Annotated in this window: 19 protein-coding genes and 5 pseudogenes; 12 read left to right on the forward strand and 12 right to left on the reverse strand. The window is 46.9% G+C overall.

What is annotated here, in order from left to right; genetic code table 11:
- Positions 1–60: 60 nt before the first annotated feature.
- Together ACH1XZ_RS07810 and ACH1XZ_RS07815 are read right to left on the reverse strand one after the other, a co-directional pair.
- Positions 61–372, reverse strand: a complete 312-nt coding sequence (locus ACH1XZ_RS07810; protein WP_395595080.1) for a putative quinol monooxygenase — start codon at positions 370–372, stop codon at positions 61–63.
- A gap of 1 nt (position 373) precedes the next feature.
- Complete coding sequence (locus tag ACH1XZ_RS07815) at positions 374–1,381, reverse strand: zinc-binding alcohol dehydrogenase family protein (protein WP_395595081.1); 1,008 nt, start codon at positions 1,379–1,381, stop codon at positions 374–376.
- Between the two features lie 187 nt (positions 1,382–1,568).
- Here ACH1XZ_RS07815 and ACH1XZ_RS07820 point away from each other — a divergent pair.
- A pseudogene (locus tag ACH1XZ_RS07820) lies at positions 1,569–1,697 on the forward strand (integrase); the annotation flags it as partial.
- Positions 1,698–1,745: 48 nt separating this feature from the next.
- On the opposite strand, the gene ACH1XZ_RS07825 reads toward ACH1XZ_RS07820, so the two are convergent.
- Positions 1,746–1,970: a hypothetical protein gene (locus ACH1XZ_RS07825; protein ID WP_035896104.1), complete on the reverse strand. Its 225-nt coding sequence runs from the start codon at positions 1,968–1,970 to the stop codon at positions 1,746–1,748.
- Between the two features lie 246 nt (positions 1,971–2,216).
- Here ACH1XZ_RS07825 and ACH1XZ_RS07830 point away from each other — a divergent pair, with 246 nt between their 5' ends.
- On the forward strand, positions 2,217–2,612 hold the full coding sequence (locus ACH1XZ_RS07830) for a DUF1398 domain-containing protein (protein ID WP_395595082.1): 396 nt from the start codon (positions 2,217–2,219) through the stop codon (positions 2,610–2,612).
- Between the two features lie 52 nt (positions 2,613–2,664).
- Here the strand turns inward: ACH1XZ_RS07830 and ACH1XZ_RS07835 are convergent, their stop codons facing one another.
- Positions 2,665–3,933: a Y-family DNA polymerase gene (locus ACH1XZ_RS07835; RefSeq protein ID WP_395595083.1), complete on the reverse strand. Its 1,269-nt coding sequence runs from the start codon at positions 3,931–3,933 to the stop codon at positions 2,665–2,667.
- The gene (locus tag ACH1XZ_RS07840) at positions 3,933–4,352 is read right to left on the reverse strand and encodes a translesion error-prone DNA polymerase V autoproteolytic subunit (RefSeq protein ID WP_395595084.1); all 420 of its coding nucleotides are present in this window, start codon (positions 4,350–4,352) and stop codon (positions 3,933–3,935) included. Before ACH1XZ_RS07840 ends, ACH1XZ_RS07835 begins: the two co-directional genes overlap by 1 nt.
- 78 nt (positions 4,353–4,430) lie before the next feature.
- Between ACH1XZ_RS07840 and ACH1XZ_RS07845 the strand changes: the two genes are divergently transcribed.
- Complete coding sequence (locus ACH1XZ_RS07845) at positions 4,431–4,673, forward strand: DinI-like family protein (RefSeq protein ID WP_395595085.1); 243 nt, start codon at positions 4,431–4,433, stop codon at positions 4,671–4,673.
- Positions 4,674–4,924: 251 nt separating this feature from the next.
- Here ACH1XZ_RS07845 and ACH1XZ_RS07850 read toward each other — a convergent pair whose 3' ends face one another.
- Entirely contained in the window at positions 4,925–5,374 is a 450-nt protein-coding gene (locus ACH1XZ_RS07850) for a hypothetical protein (protein ID WP_395595086.1), read from the reverse strand.
- Between the two features lie 227 nt (positions 5,375–5,601).
- On the opposite strand from ACH1XZ_RS07850, the pseudogene ACH1XZ_RS07855 reads away from it, so the two are divergent.
- Together ACH1XZ_RS07855 and cho are read left to right on the forward strand one after the other, a co-directional pair.
- A pseudogene (locus ACH1XZ_RS07855) lies at positions 5,602–5,795 on the forward strand (DinI-like family protein); the annotation flags it as partial.
- 120 nt (positions 5,796–5,915) lie between these two features.
- Positions 5,916–6,781, forward strand: a pseudogene (gene cho, locus ACH1XZ_RS07860) (excinuclease Cho).
- A 382-nt stretch (positions 6,782–7,163) separates the two neighbouring features.
- Here cho and ACH1XZ_RS07865 read toward each other — a convergent pair.
- Complete coding sequence (locus ACH1XZ_RS07865; RefSeq protein ID WP_395595087.1) at positions 7,164–8,063, reverse strand: GGDEF domain-containing protein; 900 nt, start codon at positions 8,061–8,063, stop codon at positions 7,164–7,166.
- Positions 8,064–8,395: 332 nt separating this feature from the next.
- On the opposite strand from ACH1XZ_RS07865, the pseudogene ACH1XZ_RS07870 reads away from it, so the two are divergent.
- A pseudogene (locus ACH1XZ_RS07870) lies at positions 8,396–8,464 on the forward strand (excisionase); the annotation flags it as partial.
- Positions 8,465–8,498: 34 nt separating this feature from the next.
- Positions 8,499–8,751: pseudogene (locus ACH1XZ_RS07875) on the forward strand (phage integrase Arm DNA-binding domain-containing protein); the annotation flags it as partial.
- Between the two features lie 95 nt (positions 8,752–8,846).
- Here ACH1XZ_RS07875 and icd read toward each other — a convergent pair.
- Positions 8,847–10,097, reverse strand: a complete 1,251-nt coding sequence (icd, locus tag ACH1XZ_RS07880; protein ID WP_395595088.1) for an NADP-dependent isocitrate dehydrogenase — start codon at positions 10,095–10,097, stop codon at positions 8,847–8,849.
- A 230-nt stretch (positions 10,098–10,327) separates the two neighbouring features.
- Here icd and rluE point away from each other — a divergent pair, with 230 nt between their 5' ends.
- Positions 10,328–10,990 carry a 23S rRNA pseudouridine(2457) synthase RluE gene (gene rluE / locus ACH1XZ_RS07885; protein ID WP_035896093.1) on the forward strand — a complete coding sequence of 221 codons (663 nt, stop codon included), beginning with the start codon at positions 10,328–10,330 and terminating at the stop codon, positions 10,988–10,990.
- Between the two features lie 20 nt (positions 10,991–11,010).
- Here rluE and csgG read toward each other — a convergent pair whose 3' ends face one another.
- The 4 genes from csgG to csgD are packed head-to-tail and all read right to left on the reverse strand — an operon-like array spanning position 11,011 to position 13,344.
- The gene (gene csgG / locus ACH1XZ_RS07890; protein ID WP_395595089.1) at positions 11,011–11,856 is read right to left on the reverse strand and encodes a curli production assembly/transport protein CsgG; all 846 of its coding nucleotides are present in this window, start codon (positions 11,854–11,856) and stop codon (positions 11,011–11,013) included.
- Positions 11,857–11,875: 19 nt separating this feature from the next.
- Positions 11,876–12,292, reverse strand: coding sequence for a curli production assembly/transport protein CsgF (gene csgF / locus ACH1XZ_RS07895; RefSeq protein ID WP_395595090.1), 417 nt, complete (start codon positions 12,290–12,292; stop codon positions 11,876–11,878).
- 9 nt (positions 12,293–12,301) lie between these two features.
- On the reverse strand, positions 12,302–12,679 hold the full coding sequence (csgE, locus tag ACH1XZ_RS07900; protein ID WP_395595091.1) for a curli production assembly/transport protein CsgE: 378 nt from the start codon (positions 12,677–12,679) through the stop codon (positions 12,302–12,304).
- Between the two features lie 14 nt (positions 12,680–12,693).
- On the reverse strand, positions 12,694–13,344 hold the full coding sequence (gene csgD, locus ACH1XZ_RS07905) for a biofilm master transcriptional regulator CsgD (protein WP_395595092.1): 651 nt from the start codon (positions 13,342–13,344) through the stop codon (positions 12,694–12,696).
- Between the two features lie 702 nt (positions 13,345–14,046).
- Here csgD and ACH1XZ_RS07910 point away from each other — a divergent pair.
- Genes ACH1XZ_RS07910 through ACH1XZ_RS07925 form a run of 4 tightly spaced genes read left to right on the forward strand, consistent with a single transcriptional unit; the run spans position 14,047 to position 16,210 of the window.
- Positions 14,047–14,553: a curlin gene (locus tag ACH1XZ_RS07910; RefSeq protein WP_395595093.1), complete on the forward strand. Its 507-nt coding sequence runs from the start codon at positions 14,047–14,049 to the stop codon at positions 14,551–14,553.
- A 43-nt stretch (positions 14,554–14,596) separates the two neighbouring features.
- Positions 14,597–15,304, forward strand: a complete 708-nt coding sequence (locus ACH1XZ_RS07915; RefSeq protein ID WP_395595094.1) for a hypothetical protein — start codon at positions 14,597–14,599, stop codon at positions 15,302–15,304.
- 58 nt (positions 15,305–15,362) lie between these two features.
- Positions 15,363–15,692, forward strand: a complete 330-nt coding sequence (gene csgC / locus ACH1XZ_RS07920) for a curli assembly chaperone CsgC (RefSeq protein ID WP_395595095.1) — start codon at positions 15,363–15,365, stop codon at positions 15,690–15,692.
- A 56-nt stretch (positions 15,693–15,748) separates the two neighbouring features.
- The gene (locus tag ACH1XZ_RS07925) at positions 15,749–16,210 is read left to right on the forward strand and encodes an NUDIX hydrolase (protein WP_395595096.1); all 462 of its coding nucleotides are present in this window, start codon (positions 15,749–15,751) and stop codon (positions 16,208–16,210) included.
- The last annotated feature ends 33 nt before the right edge of the window (positions 16,211–16,243 follow it).

Consider the following 16,243-nt stretch of genomic DNA (forward strand, 5'->3'; position numbering starts at 1 on the left):
CAAGAGGATTTATTCGCTGATGTCCAGCGCGTCCTGGATGGCGTCAGCCAGTGCGGCAACTTATTCAGAAAGCTCGATCGGTGTCAGATATTCCAGATGCAACGGTTCTGCTAACAGATTGTCCATTTGTAAAATGAATGCCTGAAAATGAGGCATTGCGATGTGCTGGTCCAGTCCTTCCTGTCCAAGCCAGGACTCGCGCATGTAAAACACCTCTGGCGTATCACGTAGCTGAAAGAGCATATATTCAACATTACCCGGCTCGCGACGAGTCGGCAGAAGCAGTACTTGAAGTGCCTGCCTAAGCTCATCAATCTTTCCTGGTTTAGCCTTAAGGGTTGCAAGAATAGAAATAACGTCTGCACACGGCATATCAAAAACCCTCCAATACAATTTTTCCTACAACACGCCCGGTTTCAATCTGTGCGTGAGCTTTTTGCAAGTTTGCAGCATTGATAGTGCCAAAATGCTCCCCAAACGTGGTGGAAATTACGTCAGTGTCAATAAGCTGTGCTACACGAGTCAGTAACTGATGTTGAGTAATGATGTCAGGAGTTTCAAACATCGACCGGGTGAACATAAACTCCCAGTGAAGAGAGATGCTTTTCGCTTTCAGGGGGCGTGCATCCAATATTTCAGGATCATCAATCAGCGCCAGTTTTCCCTGTGGCATCAAGGCGGCAATAATTTGCTGATAATGCTGTTCGGTATTATTCAGGCTGGCGACATGTGTCACCTCTTTAATACCAATACGTTTCAGTTCTTCAGTCAGTGGTTTGTTATGATCAATCACATGATGCGCACCCGCTTCACGAACCCACTTCTGACTTTCTGGACGAGAGGCGGTGCCAATGACCGTTAATTTTGTCAGTTTTCTGGCGAGTTGGGTCAGAATCGAACCTACACCGCCCGCAGCACCCACAATCAACAAAATATCGCCTTCGTTTCCGCCTTCCTGAATAGCAAGCCGGTCAAACAGCAGCTCCCATGCAGTAATGGCGGTAAGCGGTAACGCTGCCGCGGATGCGTTATCCAGCGTTTGGGGTTTCAAGGCAACAATGCGCTCATCGACAAGTTGAAGCTCACTATTACTGCCAGGACGACCTAAAGCACCGGCATACCAGACTTCATCACCAGGTGAAAACAGCGTAACAGATTCACCGACAGACTTTACTGTCCCTACCGCGTCCCAGCCTAGTACACGCGGCGTTGCTGCACTAAAACCAGCACGAACTTTCGTATCTACCGGATTTACAGATATGGCCTTAACTTCAACCAGCAAGTCGTATCCCTTTGCGACCGGGTCCGGCAGGCTTATTTCTTCTAAAAACTCAATGTTGCTACCGCCTTCTGTAGCGCGAGTAATACCGATTGCTTTCATGATAACTCCCAACCATTTATCGAATGCAGGTACGATAATCTTCTTATGGCATGGGAAAAATAGCCCTACGGGAATAAGACTTGTATCCGAAAACCGAAAATGAGTATCCGGTGGATGAGGCCAGTCGTATGAAAAGCCGCTTGCAGGAAACCAGAGAATCCGTGGTCTATGACAAAAGAAGGAACCCCCGCTAACCTTTCGCAGACAGTGTTCATTATCTGAACGGTTATATCGCGAGCAGGGCGTAAATACTCAAATATTGATGGGACATGCCAGCCAGATAATGACAGACCGGTACAACGACTCGAAGAGATAAGAGTTTTACAGAAGCGCGATGAACGCCGCCCGAAGGCGGCAAGAGGATTTATTCGCTGATTTCCAGCGCGTCCTGGATGGCGTCAGCCAGTGCGGCAACTTCCTGAGAAACGTTGCGAAGGTCCATCTGGGAGCGGATCCCCGAGTTTGCGGTGGACGCAGAAACGGACGCTTTGGAGATCTCCAGAGCGGCCTGAACGGCCAGTAAGCGCTTGTGGTTTTCAGCGGCATCAACGCCGGTGGCGCCGTCGAGATCGAAGTACCCTTCTAACATGACTCTCTCCTTATAGTTTCGTGCCCAGTGTAGGGTGATATGTGCGATCGCGCTATCACATTCGCCACTGATGGCAGCAACACTCAGTAACAATTGAAATACTATTACAATTACCTTACAGACCTTAAAATGACAGACGTAAACTATTAGGATTTTAATTTATTTACAAGTTAACTATTCATCAACACAATTTGTTAAAACAATAATAACCATCAATACAACAAGCGGAATGCATAGAGGGTGAAAATGGAATTTAATGAAATGCTCAGTGGATTTTTTGAGCAAGTCAGAAGCAAATCCGACTTCCTTCAATTTTTAACAGAGTTAAAACAAAACAACATTTCCTACTACATTTACTTTGTTGCTACCGGAAATGTCAAAATAGTGACCACCGCGGACACCTATATGTCGATGAAAAGTGACCGTGGCTTAATAAAAATCAACTCAGAAGCCAGCAGTTGCCTGACCCGAATTGCGGCTAAACGTCACTTCACTCACGTGACCGCTTTCGAACAGTACTGCCGGGAGCTCGCCAGAGCCGGGGTGTTTAAGTGGGTTGTGGATGTTAATGAAGTAAATCGTTATTACTGGTCGAAGGATAATCAGCTGTTACATACAGAGAATATTATTAGCCCTACGTAATGATGCCGATACCAAATAAATGACCGCTCATCACGCAGCGGTTTTGTTATTTTCATTTCACCAGCAGTAAATCGCTATACCGGGTTGTGTACCGCGGCGACAGCATCTCTCTTTTCATTTGCCACTCCTGCTGAATCCCCTGTCCGGCAAAATAGAGCGTCCCCCTACCCACCCTGGTATTAATGCGATCCAGAGCATCCATCAGTTGCGCACTTTTATGTCTCGGCGCGCGCTCATCGAATAGATCGAGCTGAGCAATTCCCTGACTGTAAAAATCACCCAGCATGACGCCCGCTTTTTGGTAACGGTGACCGCTCTCCCAGATGGCATCCAGACAGCGCGTGGCTGCCGCGACAATATCCCTGGTATCCTGCGTCGGCGTAAGCAGTTTCACTGATGCACTGTTACTGTAATACGATTCTTTCACGGCAAAAGGGGACGTTTTAACAAAGGCTGAAATGAATCGGCAGTACTGGTGCTCGCCGCGCAGTTTCTCTGCCGCGCGTACCGCATAGCTACAGATGGCTTGCCGCATCTGTTCATAATCCGTAATACGTTCACCAAACGACCGGGAGCAGATGATTTCCTGCTTTACCGGTGTAAACTCCTCCAGCTCAAGGCACGGTTCGCCGCGCAGCTCGCGTACCGTTCTCTCAAGGACCACGCTGAAATGCTTCCTGATAAAACGGATATCGGTGTCCGCCAGTTGCAGCACCGTTTTGATGCCCATGTTCTGGAGTTTTATGCTTATCCGTCGGCCAATTCCCCACACCTCATCAACCGGTAAGGCGGCCATCAGCTTACGCTGGTTATCCACATTGGACAGATCAACGACGCCGTTGGTTTGCTGCTGCCAGCGCTTGGCGGCATAATTTGCCAGTTTGGCAAGCGTCTTGGTCTGCGCTATTCCTACGCCGACGGTCAGGTGCGCTCGCTGGAACACTGTCGCACGGATCTCCCGGCCAAAATCGGTCAGGTCGCGACAGTTTCGGACTCCGGTCAGATCACAAAACGATTCATCAATCGAATAAATTTCACACCGTGGCATTAGCTCTTCAAGCGTGGTCATCATGCGCACGCTCATATCAGCGTACAGCTCATAGTTGCTTGAAAAAAAATGGACGCATTCAGGAAACGACACATTTTTCAGTTTGAACCAGGGCGTGCCCATTTTGATCCCCAACGCTCTGGCTTCAGCACTACACGCAATCACACAGCCGTCGTTGTTGCTCAGCACACAAACAGGTTTGCCCCTAAGGTCAGGCCTGAATGCAGTCTGGCAGCTCGCATAAAACGAATTCGCATCAACCAGCGCAAACATCAGCCAACCGTCTTCAGAACATGGGTCACGACGCCGAAGATATCCAACGACTCTTCCCCCCCAACCAGAATTGGGCTGTAGGCAGGGTTTTCTGGCACCAACATAACCGAAGGGTGCGTTTGCAACCGTTTTACCGTAAATTCGCCATCAACGGCGGCGATAACAATATCCCCGTGATGCGCAGTTTTAGCGCTGTCGACCACCAGTAAATCACCACTGCCGATACCCGCGCCATTCATGGAATCACCCGCAGCGCGGACGAAGTAGGTCGCACTCGGGTGTCTGATAACCAGTTTATTTAAATCAATGCGCTGCTCAACATAGTCCTGCGCCGGGCTCGGGAACCCACACGGAACCCGATCGCTAAACAAAGGAAGCGCCGCTATCTGGCCGAGGCCAGTGGGTGAATAAAACTTCATAATGAACTCACTCGTGTTGACACTGTTTATATATCCAGTATATATACTGTTATTATATCCAGTAAAGAGGCGTTAGAAATGTTCGTGGAACTCGTTTATGACAAAAGGAATTTTGAAGGTTTGCCCGGTGCAAAAGAGATAATACACGGTGAACTGAGCAAGAGAATTCACCGTATCTTCCCGGATGCCGAGGTTCGGGTGAAACCGATGATGACGCTGCCGGCTATCAATACGGATGCCAGCAAGCATGAAAAGGAGCAGATAAGTCGTACAGTACAGGAGATGTTTGACGAGGCGGAGTTCTGGCTGGAGAGTGAATAAACACCGCTAGCGGCCTTTTCCGGCACCATATGGGTTATGCCAGGGAAATGCGCCGCTTTTTACAGCATAAAGAACATATCGCTGCAGCACAGGTCTGCTAGCGCTGCAGCGAAAGAATCAAAAACAAAACCCTGCTTCTCATAGAAATGCGGGGCATCAGCCGTGGAACCATATAAATGCTATGGGATTCAGGTAAGGCTAATATACCGATAAATAAAGCAGCAGCCCGCAAGCACTATTCACATAGTGTCTCAAAATCTCGGTGCTACACCATATTTCGGTGATTTGATATTGGCAGCCCATACTTTGATATCATTCTGCAGCAATAACGTGAAATCAGAATTGAGGCTGCTCACCATGTCATTGACTTGTTCGGCATTGTTCACGGCAAAATGTTCAATCTTGTTCTTTCCTACTGGCACACAACTGTATTTAGCGGAAATATTTTTTCCATTGACATTCAATGCCCTACCGGCATCAACGCACGTCCCCTCCGTTAGATAAGAGACCACCATATTGGCCCCGCTTCGCCCTGGCTGCGAAATACTCAACATGACGGGGAATCCATCTGAAGTCTGCGTCATATCATAAAGAATGGCATCTTTTGAATACCAGGTATTGTATTCCCGTTCCTGAAAAGCTGAATGTGTCGTGATGGGAAAAGAAAGCAGCGCAATGATTGTAATAGCATGAATTTTCATAAGACATTGCCTTTAATGGTTATTATATGCATTATTCAGATCATGATAAAAACAACAACAAATTAAAATTATTCCTACTATTTTTGGTTGTTATATATTGGCTCCTGGTCTGGTGCCCCCCCATCACACCCAAGCGATTCGTCAAGCGGCACAAGCGGATCACCAGCACGCGAATTCTATTTTCCCGCTGTCGCCAGTGCCATTATAGACAGCAGAATGATAACTTGATGTATACCTCATCGATCGTTGCTTTTTGTTGGACGCTCTACACCATTCGAATGCTAATAAATTTTGATGGTCTGCCTGGTGCAAGGGACATCATTCTGGGGAGTTGAGCAAGAGGGTACAGCGCATCTTCCCTGATGTAGATGTGAGGGTGAAACCGATGATGACACTATCAGCTATCAATACTGATGCCAGTTAGCATGAGACAGTAATTTCCAGTATAGATACCCCCTCGCGGTTGCTCTTTCGCTGTTCTGACCACCAAACCAACTAGAGTTATCCATTCATTGACATTATACTGTTTAAATAAACAGATATCGGAGGGAGCTTGCCCATACAACGCCTTAGATTTGAGCCTTCAGTGATTTATGAATATCCCGAGCATCTCCGTCGGTATCTCTCTGAAATTCCGCCATTATCTGGCGTCTATGTATTCCACGGAGAAAGTGAAACGCTGCCGCTCTACATAGGGAAAAGCGTGAATATACGCAGTCGCGTGATGTCACACTTCCGTGCCCATGATGAAGCATCAATGCTCTACCAATCAAAAAAATAAGCTGGATACGTACCGCCGGAGAAATTGGCGCGCTGCTGCTTGAGGCGAAAATGATCAAAGAGCAGCAACCACTCCTCAATAAACGTCTTCGTCGTACCCATCAACTTTGTTCATTACATGTAGAGGAGAGACAACCTAAGGTGGTGTATGCAAAGGAGATAGATTTTTCTCATCAACCAAATTTATATGGCCTATTTTCTAATCGACGTAATGCGCTTGAAGCATTGAAATCTATCGCAAATGAACATCGTCTCTGTTATGGATTGCTTGGCCTGGAATCACTGAGTGGCAATCGCGGTTGCTTTCGCTCGGCACTACAGCGATGCGCAGGCGCCTGTTGTGGTAAAGAGACCATCGAATCTCATCACCAGAGGCTATTGTCGGCGCTTGAACGCCTACAGCTTATATGCTGGCCCTGGAACGGAGCTATCGCAATCAAAGAAGAGAGTGCTGATTTGACTCAGTACCATATTATTCGCAACTGGATGTGGCTTGGTTCTGTCAATTCACTCGCCGAGGCAAAAACGCTATCACGACAACAGGTTGGTTTTGATCAGGATGGTTATAAAATTTTATGTAAGCCCCTCCTGTCCGGCAACGAAAATATTATTGACTTAAAGGTGTAAGAGCTTATCGGCGTGGGAACCTACCCGTTCAATGAACCTGGCATTTAGAAACCAACCATCTAATTAATTACAAATAATCTCATGACGTTTTCAAGATATTAGCGTCACATCATTTACCTAACCCGCTGAATGAAAAAAAATTAGGTTTTGATAATCACTATAAGCTAAGAACTTATGCGAAATCCAAGGTCTGCGAGGAGCGGATATTCAAACCTGCTCCGATAATAATCCTCAAGGGAAGATCTGTTGATAAAAAATCACTAAGCAATGGCCAGCATATTTATCTACAGTAAGCTGTTGAGGATTTAAAGAAAGATAAAAGTCAATAACACCCTCACTGTAACGATTAAAAAGCGGGCTATTCCTTCATGAATTTATAAAACTAGTTATAAGGACGATGAGCGTACATGATACAATTTCTCCCCGCTTTTTTGGCTCGATAAAGCGCATCATCAGCGGCGGTGATAACGTCAGAAGATGAATCATTTTTCTGTTTAATTGCTGCACCAATACTTAAGGTAACACTAATACTTCCGTTGCAACCATCTGAAACTGATGTTTTTATGTTTCTAACAACCCTCTCGATATCAGTGTCATCAAAAATAATAATTGCAAACTCCTCGCCTCCAGATCTAGAGATAAAAACATTATCTTTCATGATATTTTTCAACCTCAGCCCTATGTTTTTTAATACATTATCACCAGCTTCATGACCATATGTATCGTTTATTTTTTTGAAGTGATCAATATCGGCAATGCAGATTACTCCAGACCTATCTTCTATCTCTCTGAGTTTAACGTTCAGATGTCGTCTGTTTGGTAATCCTGTTAATTCGTCCGTTAGTGACAAACGCACCGCAGAATTATAATTAACATTCACGTATGATATGAATTTATTAAACGAATAGATAATCATCAGCATGGCAGGAATATAAAGAAGAGATGCCAATACAGATGCTGTATCCCTCTCAATCAAGTTTAGCCCCCCAGCCATAGAAGCCAGAGATGAATTCAAAAGTAAGAATAAACTAATCCTGAAAATCAATAAGTGCCTATCTTTCGAGTAAATGTTAAAAGACTTTCTAATAAACCATGCCATTACTATTACAGTGCAAGAGTTTATAAAAAAGTAAAAGTTTAATTTGGATGTATCGCCTACAGCCCAAAATAGACTAATAATGAGCATGAACATACAACAGGTGTAAACGATTACCATTCGATAAAGCAGGCCATCAGGGGATTCAACTTCATGAATGAGTTTGTCGTGTATCTTAAAATTCATCACACAATCCTGATTTGGTTTAAAATGCGATAATACCACGAGAGAGATGCTAAATGGTACACTTACGCCATTTAAGATATTGAATTGGTTACTATCCATGAAGAAGTGGGATGCAAAAAATTATGTTGGAATTAGCAATCTCCCCTCAGTTTTCTATGAATTTCCCATAAACCATCAGGCTTTATAAATGCTGCAATGTATTGTCAATTTCACCTGTGGCCTTTCTAGCTCCAGCCTTTTTACAGCTCAGATAGGAGTATCCCTGCCTGAATTGCCTGAATGGGGCATAACTCGATCCATCCCGGTAGTTGGGCCCACTGGCAATGAAATAAGGCCGACTATGGCGAATTCGTGAGGACGTCGAGTTAGTTGGAGAAGGGGTAACACCAGCAATCAGGTAAAATGACGCATTGCTATTACAACGGATTTTGAGTGATGGCAGCCTGGCCGCGTGAAATAATATTTCAGTCCCTAACTTATATCTGCTCTATCGTAGAAAGGTAAATAAAGTCTATTGTCGGTATAAGTATTCAGTAACAGGGAATGGAACTAAAGAGGTTGAAGCCATTGCCGCTGAAGCCAATACACACCTGTCTGAGCAAAGAATTAGGCTATTAGTGACAGAATCGCAACCAGAAAAGGAAGAGCAATCACAACGTCAGCAGGGTTAGATCGTTACCCAATTATCTAGGGTGATAGGTTGAAAAGTGGCGATATAAGACTCAACGCTTATAAAAAACGGGAGCGTCACGCTCCCGTTAATGAATTTAACAAATTACCGCATTACATGTTTTCGATGATCGCGTCACCAAACTCTGAACATTTCAGCAGTTTAGCGCCTTCCATCAGACGTTCGAAGTCATAGGTCACGGTCTTGTTGTTGATAGCGCCTTCCATACCTTTAACGATAAGGTCAGCCGCTTCGAACCATTCCATATGACGCAGCATCATTTCTGCGGACAGGATGATAGAACCTGGGTTCACTTTGTCCTGACCTGCATACTTCGGTGCAGTACCGTGGGTCGCTTCGAACAGTGCGCATTCGTCACCGATGTTTGCGCCTGGGGCGATACCAATACCACCAACCTGTGCAGCCAGTGCATCGGAGATGTAGTCACCGTTCAGGTTCATACAGGCGATAACGTCGTATTCAGCCGGACGCAGCAGGATCTGCTGCAGGAACGCATCGGCGATCACATCTTTAATGATGATCTCTTTGCCGGTGTTCGGGTTCTTGATTTTCTGCCATGGGCCGCCGTCAATCAGTTCGCCGCCGAATTCTTCGCGAATCAGCTGGTAGCCCCAGTCTTTAAACGCGCCTTCGGTGAACTTCATGATGTTACCCTTGTGAACCAGGGTCAGAGAATCACGGTCGTTAGTGATTGCGTATTCAATCGCCGCACGCACCAGACGCTTGGTCCCTTCTTCGGAGCACGGCTTGATGCCGATACCGCAGTGTTCAGGGAAGCGAATTTTCTTCACGCCCATCTCTTCGCGCAGGAATTTAATCACTTTCTCAGCGTCAGCAGAGTCAGCTTTCCATTCGATACCCGCGTAGATGTCTTCAGAGTTTTCACGGAAGATGACCATATCGGTCAGTTCTGGGTGTTTAACCGGGCTTGGGGTGCCCTGGTAGTAGCGAACTGGACGCAGACACACGTACAGGTCGAGTTCCTGACGCAGCGCAACGTTCAGAGAACGGATGCCGCCGCCAACTGGCGTAGTCAGAGGGCCTTTGATTGCAACACGGTAGTCGCGGATGAGATCCAGCGTTTCTGCTGGCAGCCATACGTCCTGGCCGTAAAGTTGGGTGGATTTTTCCCCGGTGTAAATTTCCATCCAGGAAATTTTACGCTCGCCTTTGTAGGCTTTCTTAACAGCGGCATCAACCACTTTCAGCATTGCTGGGGTGACATCAACACCGATACCGTCGCCTTCAATAAATGGGATAATCGGATTGTGTGGCACATTCAGCTTGCCGTCTTTCAGGGTGATTTTTTGACCTTCCGCCGGAACAACTACTTTGCTTTCCATTCACCTCTCCTTCGAGCGCTTCTGGTGTGCTCGTCATCCTTTACGCCACAGGTTCTTGCCGCTACTACGCCCACTCCACTAATCCTCTTCAGGATATAGCCTGGAGATGCACTGTCTTACCGTCTTCCTGCAACACAAAGAGTTAGAGCATTTTGTTAATGTTTTGTAATAAGCCTGTCAATACTACCTGATTGTTTGTCGCCATGAAAGACTCTCGTTATTAGGCTATAATGCGCGAATCGATAAGGCCTGAAAATACTATGATTAAGACTTCATTTAGAAAAAACCAGCTTGAGCGATTCAGCTCACGACAAGCCACCAGGTCGCGTAAAGATAACCAACCAAAACGCGTCATTCTGTTCAATAAACCCTACGATGTGTTGCCACAATTTACCGATGAAGCAGGACGTAGCACGCTAAAAGATTATATTCCTGTGCAAAATGTCTACGCTGCAGGTCGCCTCGACCGCGATAGCGAAGGGCTGCTGGTGTTAACAAATGACGGCGCCTTACAGGCCAGACTGACGCAGCCAGGCAAACGGACAGGGAAAATTTACTACGTTCAGGTCGAAGGCGAACCGACGGAAGAGGCCATGGAGGCGCTGCGTCATGGCGTCACGCTAAACGATGGTCCCACGCTGCCGGCCGGTATTGAGCGCGTTGACGCTCCCGATTGGCTGTGGCCACGTAATCCTCCCATCCGCGAACGCAAATCCATTCCAACGGCCTGGCTGAAGGTCACACTATATGAAGGGCGCAATCGTCAGGTACGACGCATGACGGCTCATGTGGGGTACCCAACGCTGCGCCTGATTCGCTATGCCATGGGCGGCTATACTCTGGATAACCTCAACAACGGTGAATGGCGAGAAGCCGACGGCGAACGCGGATAGCGTTCGCCCGGCAGTGGGTTTCAGGAAATATCCGGCACAATAATACTCTTATATTTTTCCAGCACCGGTGAGTTAATGTCAGAAGCGTTCTTCAACTGCCACAGATTGCGAGAGAGACCGTCATTCACCAGATAGATGACGCCAGTTTCAATCGCCGACATCAGACACAGCATCACCGGTTCGTTGACCGTGTAACCCACTTCACCTTCCAGCAGGCGCTGATAGTCGATGTAGCGGAAGACTCCAGCCTGGAACTCATAGGAAAGGATCGTTTTGCTGGTATTCACCGAGGAAAGCACTTCGCCAGTACTGACGTTAACCACCCTCAGGTTAACCGCAATCTGATCGAGCTGATACTGCGTACTCGCCCCGATGCCAAAATACCGCGCCCCTGCCCCGCCCGATTTGACGTTGCTTTCATAACCGATGATGGAACCTTCAATCAGAATATTGGCCGCGACCAGCGATGGAAGTTGAGTACGGTTATTCACCGCCACGGTGCCATTTTCTTGCGCCGCGCGAATAATTTTTCGTTCATTAAGCAGGTTTTGTAACCCCTGACGCTCCAGCGGAATAAACCAGTTAGAGTCCTTCAGCGCCGACACCAGCATCGCGGTGGCACTTTGCGGAACTGACGTGGAAAAGTTACTCGCCGGATAAGGCTTGAACTGCCCGGTCTCATCCGAGATGTTATAAACCGAAACAAACAGTCTACCCTGCGGCTCCGGCAGATGCGTTAAATCCTGGTAGCTCTGCGAACGCGGTAGCAGAGTGGGTTTCGCCGCCTGCTTTGGTGGCGAAGTAATACAGCCCGTCAACACAAACAGGCTAATAAAAAGAGCCACTACCCCAGAGATATTTTTCATGTCAGCTTCTCGCCACTGATTAGTTCGTTGAAATGCTGCTCAGGCCGCTGACCTGAATGGTGGACGATTTCCCGGTAGCACGATCAAGAATATTCATCATCAGTTGACCGTCGGTGTTGGTGATATCCACAATAAAATCTTTAGTCACCAGACGCCCGGGCTTACCGGTGGAAATATTCCCCATCAAGCTGCCAAGAAGTTGTGATTGAATAGCCGCAGTAAAATTATCAAGAGCAGAGGTTCCTGTTGATCCACTGTTCCAGTCATAGGCATCAGGATCTTTATAGGAGTTTTGCGCATTAGCCTGTGAAAGCAAAAATGCGCCGTTATTTGGGTTGCCGCCAAAGTTGGGGTTAACAAACTGGAAAGTCAGATTTCCAGCTTGTACGGTGGTAGATAAAAAACCAATGCCAAGAATCAAAGAAAGCACTTTCATCGTACACTCCTAGAACTCATCGCTGGTTAAATCGCCGGTATTTAATAATGCTTTATTAATCGCACGTTTCGATAGCGCCTCATAAACCGAGGCCAACGCGATATTAACTTGCCTATTAAAGTCATTCTTACTGGGAAATAAGAACGTTTGGTATAATAAATCCTGGTCAACCTTAATGGTTATCCAACTACCCCAGCGGGCGCTCGGGCGCTCATTAATAGTAATCGCCCCCGGATATTCCTCCTCCCAATGTTCGGTAAATGCACGATAGAAATCATGACCCACACGAGTGACCGTATTATCCGTCACTAACCCAGGTATTTCTATTTCCGCAGAATAACTGGCGCACGGCGCCAGCAGCATCATTAAAGATACTGTTACCACCATCAGATATCTCATGTTTAGCGTCTAAGGTTTTCGTTGGCCCAGGTAACCGCCTGCGTCCTATTTTTTACCGCTATTTTTCGGAAAAGGTTATATAAATGCGTCTTTACCGTATTTTCGCTAATAAATAGCAAGCGAGCAATTTCAATGTTAGAAGCCCCCATCCGGAGTTTATTGAGAATATCTCTTTCTCTTTGCGTCAGCCCACTGGTATCGTCATGATATCGGTAATTACCGGACTGATTAATAAGATAGCTGGTAAGATCGTGGGGAAAATGGCAGCCGCCGCTCATCACGTTACGGATACCGCCCACCAGCGTAGATTCATCAACGGAGAGCTGAAAGACGGCGCTGATCCCAAGCCAGGACTCAACTTCATGAAATTGATAGTCATCTGGCATATTGATCAGCAACACTTTAACTTTGTCACGTAATCGTCGAAGCTCGGTCTGCCACAGCATCGTTCTTCTTTTGTCCGACTCGCTAAGGTCAAAAAGTACCAGAATACGCCCAGCGCTCGGCTGTTCGAGCGTTTTTTGAATATTCTGTATTTTGACATTAATCGTTAATGAAGTTTTGAGCTGATGGACCAGGGCGGTTGCCTGCAAAGACGGCCTGGTTATTAACAATAAAATATCGTTATACACCGGTTCATTTACTTTCGGCATAATGCAATCCTATCCCGCTTGCTGCGTGGAACGCGTGCCCTTTCTGTTATGCACAAACGAGTGCATATACAGAAAGGGTCGCTGTTCTGTGTAGTTGCTGATTAATAAGTATGACAATAAAGGGATTAAGCACGCATTAGCGCTTAAATCCTAAGTGCTGCAATACTGTTCAATCTAGACATTGCCATTTTTATAGCAAGGGTTATTTGTGTTTCAAAATGTAACAATAACATGTCATTTTATTACAAAAGATTTTGCCTTTCTTCATGATTAATATAGAAAAAAAAGCCATCAAAATATTATTCAGGCAAAGTGTGAAATGACGTATTTACATTTCAAACCATTAGCAATAAGTCAATCACAGACAACAATTCGCCGAAGTGTAAACTTTATTTTCCAAGATATTGGCTCATTACAAGCAGGTTACAGCCAGAGTGTAAACCTTAGCGTACTCAAACATCGTCAGCCTTGACGGATTGTTACGTACGGCTTTCATACCGCGCCACAGCGAATCCCTCATTCCTGCATTCTCATACTATTGACTGATGCTCATTTTCAAAATACGCAATCCAGGTGAAAAGCAGGGATATTAGCCTCAGACATACTCAATCCATAAATCAGTTTCACCCCTAATCCATTATCGGCTTAAGGTGTGCTGATTTAACTCCTGACTTTAACCATCGGTTAAAACTAGGTGCCATTATGAAACAATGGTTTTTATTAATACCCTTATTGGGCTATTCATATCTGTCCACGGCGGGGGGCGATCTTGCTGGTTCTGAATTTTCAGGGCTGAATAATTATCGTCAAGGCTACAATATGGTTGCCATCACTGGCCAGCACGGCAGTGATAATACTGCGTCTATTAAACAGTCAGGCTCGCATATTTATGGTTCTATCTCGCAGGTTGGTGGGTATAACAACGCGATATTAAATCAGAATGGTTTTAATAATCGTGCGGCAATAGCACAGTACGGTAATGGTAATAACGCCACGGTAAGCCAATCAGGGACGAACAACTCTGCCGTATTAGTGCAGGCAGGAACGGGCAACCAGGCAGATATTACGCAAACGGGTTTTGATAACTCTGCTGAGATTGTCAATAAAGGTGTTCGCAATCTCACGCAGATCAATCAAACGGGCACAAGCCGCAGCGCGGCCGTTGTGCAAAATTCGGCAGGAATGGCAATTCGTATTACCCAAAATTAGTGTTTGAACTGGCTTACCAATCTCTAAACCTATGGGGTATCTCATGAAAAAGTGGAACATTGTTATTTTGTCAACGTTGTTAGCATCCGGTACGGCACTGGCAAGCGGTGGCGGCAGTGGCTGGACACCGCCTCAACCACCTACCGGGAGCGGCGTCAGCATTCCCCACGTAGGCTTTACCACACCAACAAAACCGGTTCTTCCTGCTGCGGGGAAATGGGATGGCGTGGTGCATATTTATCAGGCAGGCAGCAATAACGATTCCTATGCCAGCCAGACTGGGGCATCCGGTTCCACTATCGACGTCCATCAGAACGGCGATTGGGGTCGTTCAACGGTGAACCAGGTCGCTACCAAAAGTGCGACCGTCGTAAATCAGTACGGCACGGGCAACCAATCCTACGCCACTCAGGCAGGGACAGGTAACTCGATTGCGGTCACACAGTCAGGGACCTCAAACGCCTCAACAACGCTGCAAGCGGGCTCAGGTAACGCTATTAACGTGTCGCAGAGCGGCAACAACAATAGCTCGTATATCGACCAGAAAGGCAAAAACAGTTCGGTTGATGTCACCCAGGTCGACTACCGTAACAGCTCAACCGTTAACCAGAATGCAGAGGGTTCAATGGTGGTGGTGTCACAGAGCGGCAATTATAACAGCAGCTATGTCGATCAGGGTCGCAACAATACGCTGGCTTACGTTCAGCAAGTTGGCGGTTCCGGCAACAGTTCAACGGTACTGCAGCACTAATAACACCGGCCGGATGAACATTCATCCGGCCGATATTTCCGCTATCACGAGGCCCGCCATGCATTTACTCCTTATTGCCGCCGCACTCAGCAACCAACTGTGGTTTGAAACCCAGGCGCAGGCCGAAACGGTGGTGATCACCCCGATGGCCAGTCTGACCCGCGACTGCGACTGCCAGTTAACCATCAATGTTATTCATCAAGGCCAATCCGGCACCAGCAACAGCAGCCAGAGTGGGCAGGTAACCCTGAAAGCCCAGCATCCCCAGCAGCTTGCCAGCCTGCACCTGGATATTCCCCAGGGTGAGTGGACACAAATCACCGTCATTTTAAGCAATCAACAAGGGGTGATTATGCAGCAAAGCTGGAGTTCTCCGGCTCGCGTTTGATTCCCTTCCCTCTTCTTTATATCCTTATCTTCTTTCTCGCTCGATAAGGATGCCGCATGTTCAAGCCACACGTTACCGTCGCCTGCGTGGTTCACGCTGAAGATAAATTCCTGGTGGTTGAAGAAACCATCAACGGCAAAGCGCTATGGAACCAGCCTGCGGGCCATCTGGAAGCAGATGAGACGTTGGTCCAGGCCGCCCAGCGTGAGCTATGGGAAGAAACTGGCATTCGCGCCACACCGCAGCATTTTCTTCGTATGCATCAGTGGCTCGCCCCGGACAACACGCCTTTCCTGCGTTTTCTGTTCGTTATTGAGCTCGATAACATCTGTCCCACCGAGCCGCACGACAGCGATATTGACCGCTGTTTATGGGTGAGCGCTGAAGAAATTTTGCAGGCCAACAACCTGCGTTCCGCGCTGGTCGCCGAAAGTATTCGTAGCTATCAGCAAGATGCACGATATCCGCTGTCATTAATCGGCGAATTTAACTGGCCGTTTACAGAGGGTGTCAAGTAAAGGGCTGCGTGCTAGAATATGCCGCCTTGAAGT

The organism is Kluyvera chengduensis (assembly GCF_044197065.1).
Classification (GTDB): domain Bacteria; phylum Pseudomonadota; class Gammaproteobacteria; order Enterobacterales; family Enterobacteriaceae; genus Kluyvera; species Kluyvera ascorbata_C.

Bases quoted from the DNA above. Each gene is read 5' to 3' on its own strand.
- csgE (WP_395595091.1), bottom strand. From the start codon at position 12,679: ATGGTGGTAACAGTATCTTTAATGATGCTGCTGGCGCCGTGCGCCAGT.
- ACH1XZ_RS07915 (WP_395595094.1), top strand. From the start codon at position 14,597: ATGAAAAAGTGGAACATTGTTATTTTGTCAACGTTGTTAGCATCCGGT.
- rluE (WP_035896093.1), top strand. From the start codon at position 10,328: ATGCGCGAATCGATAAGGCCTGAAAATACTATGATTAAGACTTCATTT.
- ACH1XZ_RS07910 (WP_395595093.1), top strand. From the start codon at position 14,047: ATGAAACAATGGTTTTTATTAATACCCTTATTGGGCTATTCATATCTG.
- csgG (WP_395595089.1), bottom strand. From the start codon at position 11,856: ATGAAAAATATCTCTGGGGTAGTGGCTCTTTTTATTAGCCTGTTTGTG.
- ACH1XZ_RS07865 (WP_395595087.1), bottom strand. From the start codon at position 8,063: ATGAATTTTAAGATACACGACAAACTCATTCATGAAGTTGAATCCCCT.
- ACH1XZ_RS07815 (WP_395595081.1), bottom strand. From the start codon at position 1,381: ATGAAAGCAATCGGTATTACTCGCGCTACAGAAGGCGGTAGCAACATT.
- ACH1XZ_RS07925 (WP_395595096.1), top strand. From the start codon at position 15,749: ATGTTCAAGCCACACGTTACCGTCGCCTGCGTGGTTCACGCTGAAGAT.
- csgD (WP_395595092.1), bottom strand. From the start codon at position 13,344: ATGCCGAAAGTAAATGAACCGGTGTATAACGATATTTTATTGTTAATA.
- ACH1XZ_RS07825 (WP_035896104.1), bottom strand. From the start codon at position 1,970: ATGTTAGAAGGGTACTTCGATCTCGACGGCGCCACCGGCGTTGATGCC.
- csgC (WP_395595095.1), top strand. From the start codon at position 15,363: ATGCATTTACTCCTTATTGCCGCCGCACTCAGCAACCAACTGTGGTTT.
- ACH1XZ_RS07840 (WP_395595084.1), bottom strand. From the start codon at position 4,352: ATGAAGTTTTATTCACCCACTGGCCTCGGCCAGATAGCGGCGCTTCCT.
- ACH1XZ_RS07810 (WP_395595080.1), bottom strand. From the start codon at position 372: ATGCCGTGTGCAGACGTTATTTCTATTCTTGCAACCCTTAAGGCTAAA.
- icd (WP_395595088.1), bottom strand. From the start codon at position 10,097: ATGGAAAGCAAAGTAGTTGTTCCGGCGGAAGGTCAAAAAATCACCCTG.
- ACH1XZ_RS07850 (WP_395595086.1), bottom strand. From the start codon at position 5,374: ATGAAAATTCATGCTATTACAATCATTGCGCTGCTTTCTTTTCCCATC.
- ACH1XZ_RS07845 (WP_395595085.1), top strand. From the start codon at position 4,431: ATGTTCGTGGAACTCGTTTATGACAAAAGGAATTTTGAAGGTTTGCCC.
- ACH1XZ_RS07835 (WP_395595083.1), bottom strand. From the start codon at position 3,933: ATGTTTGCGCTGGTTGATGCGAATTCGTTTTATGCGAGCTGCCAGACT.
- ACH1XZ_RS07830 (WP_395595082.1), top strand. From the start codon at position 2,217: ATGGAATTTAATGAAATGCTCAGTGGATTTTTTGAGCAAGTCAGAAGC.
- csgF (WP_395595090.1), bottom strand. From the start codon at position 12,292: ATGAAAGTGCTTTCTTTGATTCTTGGCATTGGTTTTTTATCTACCACC.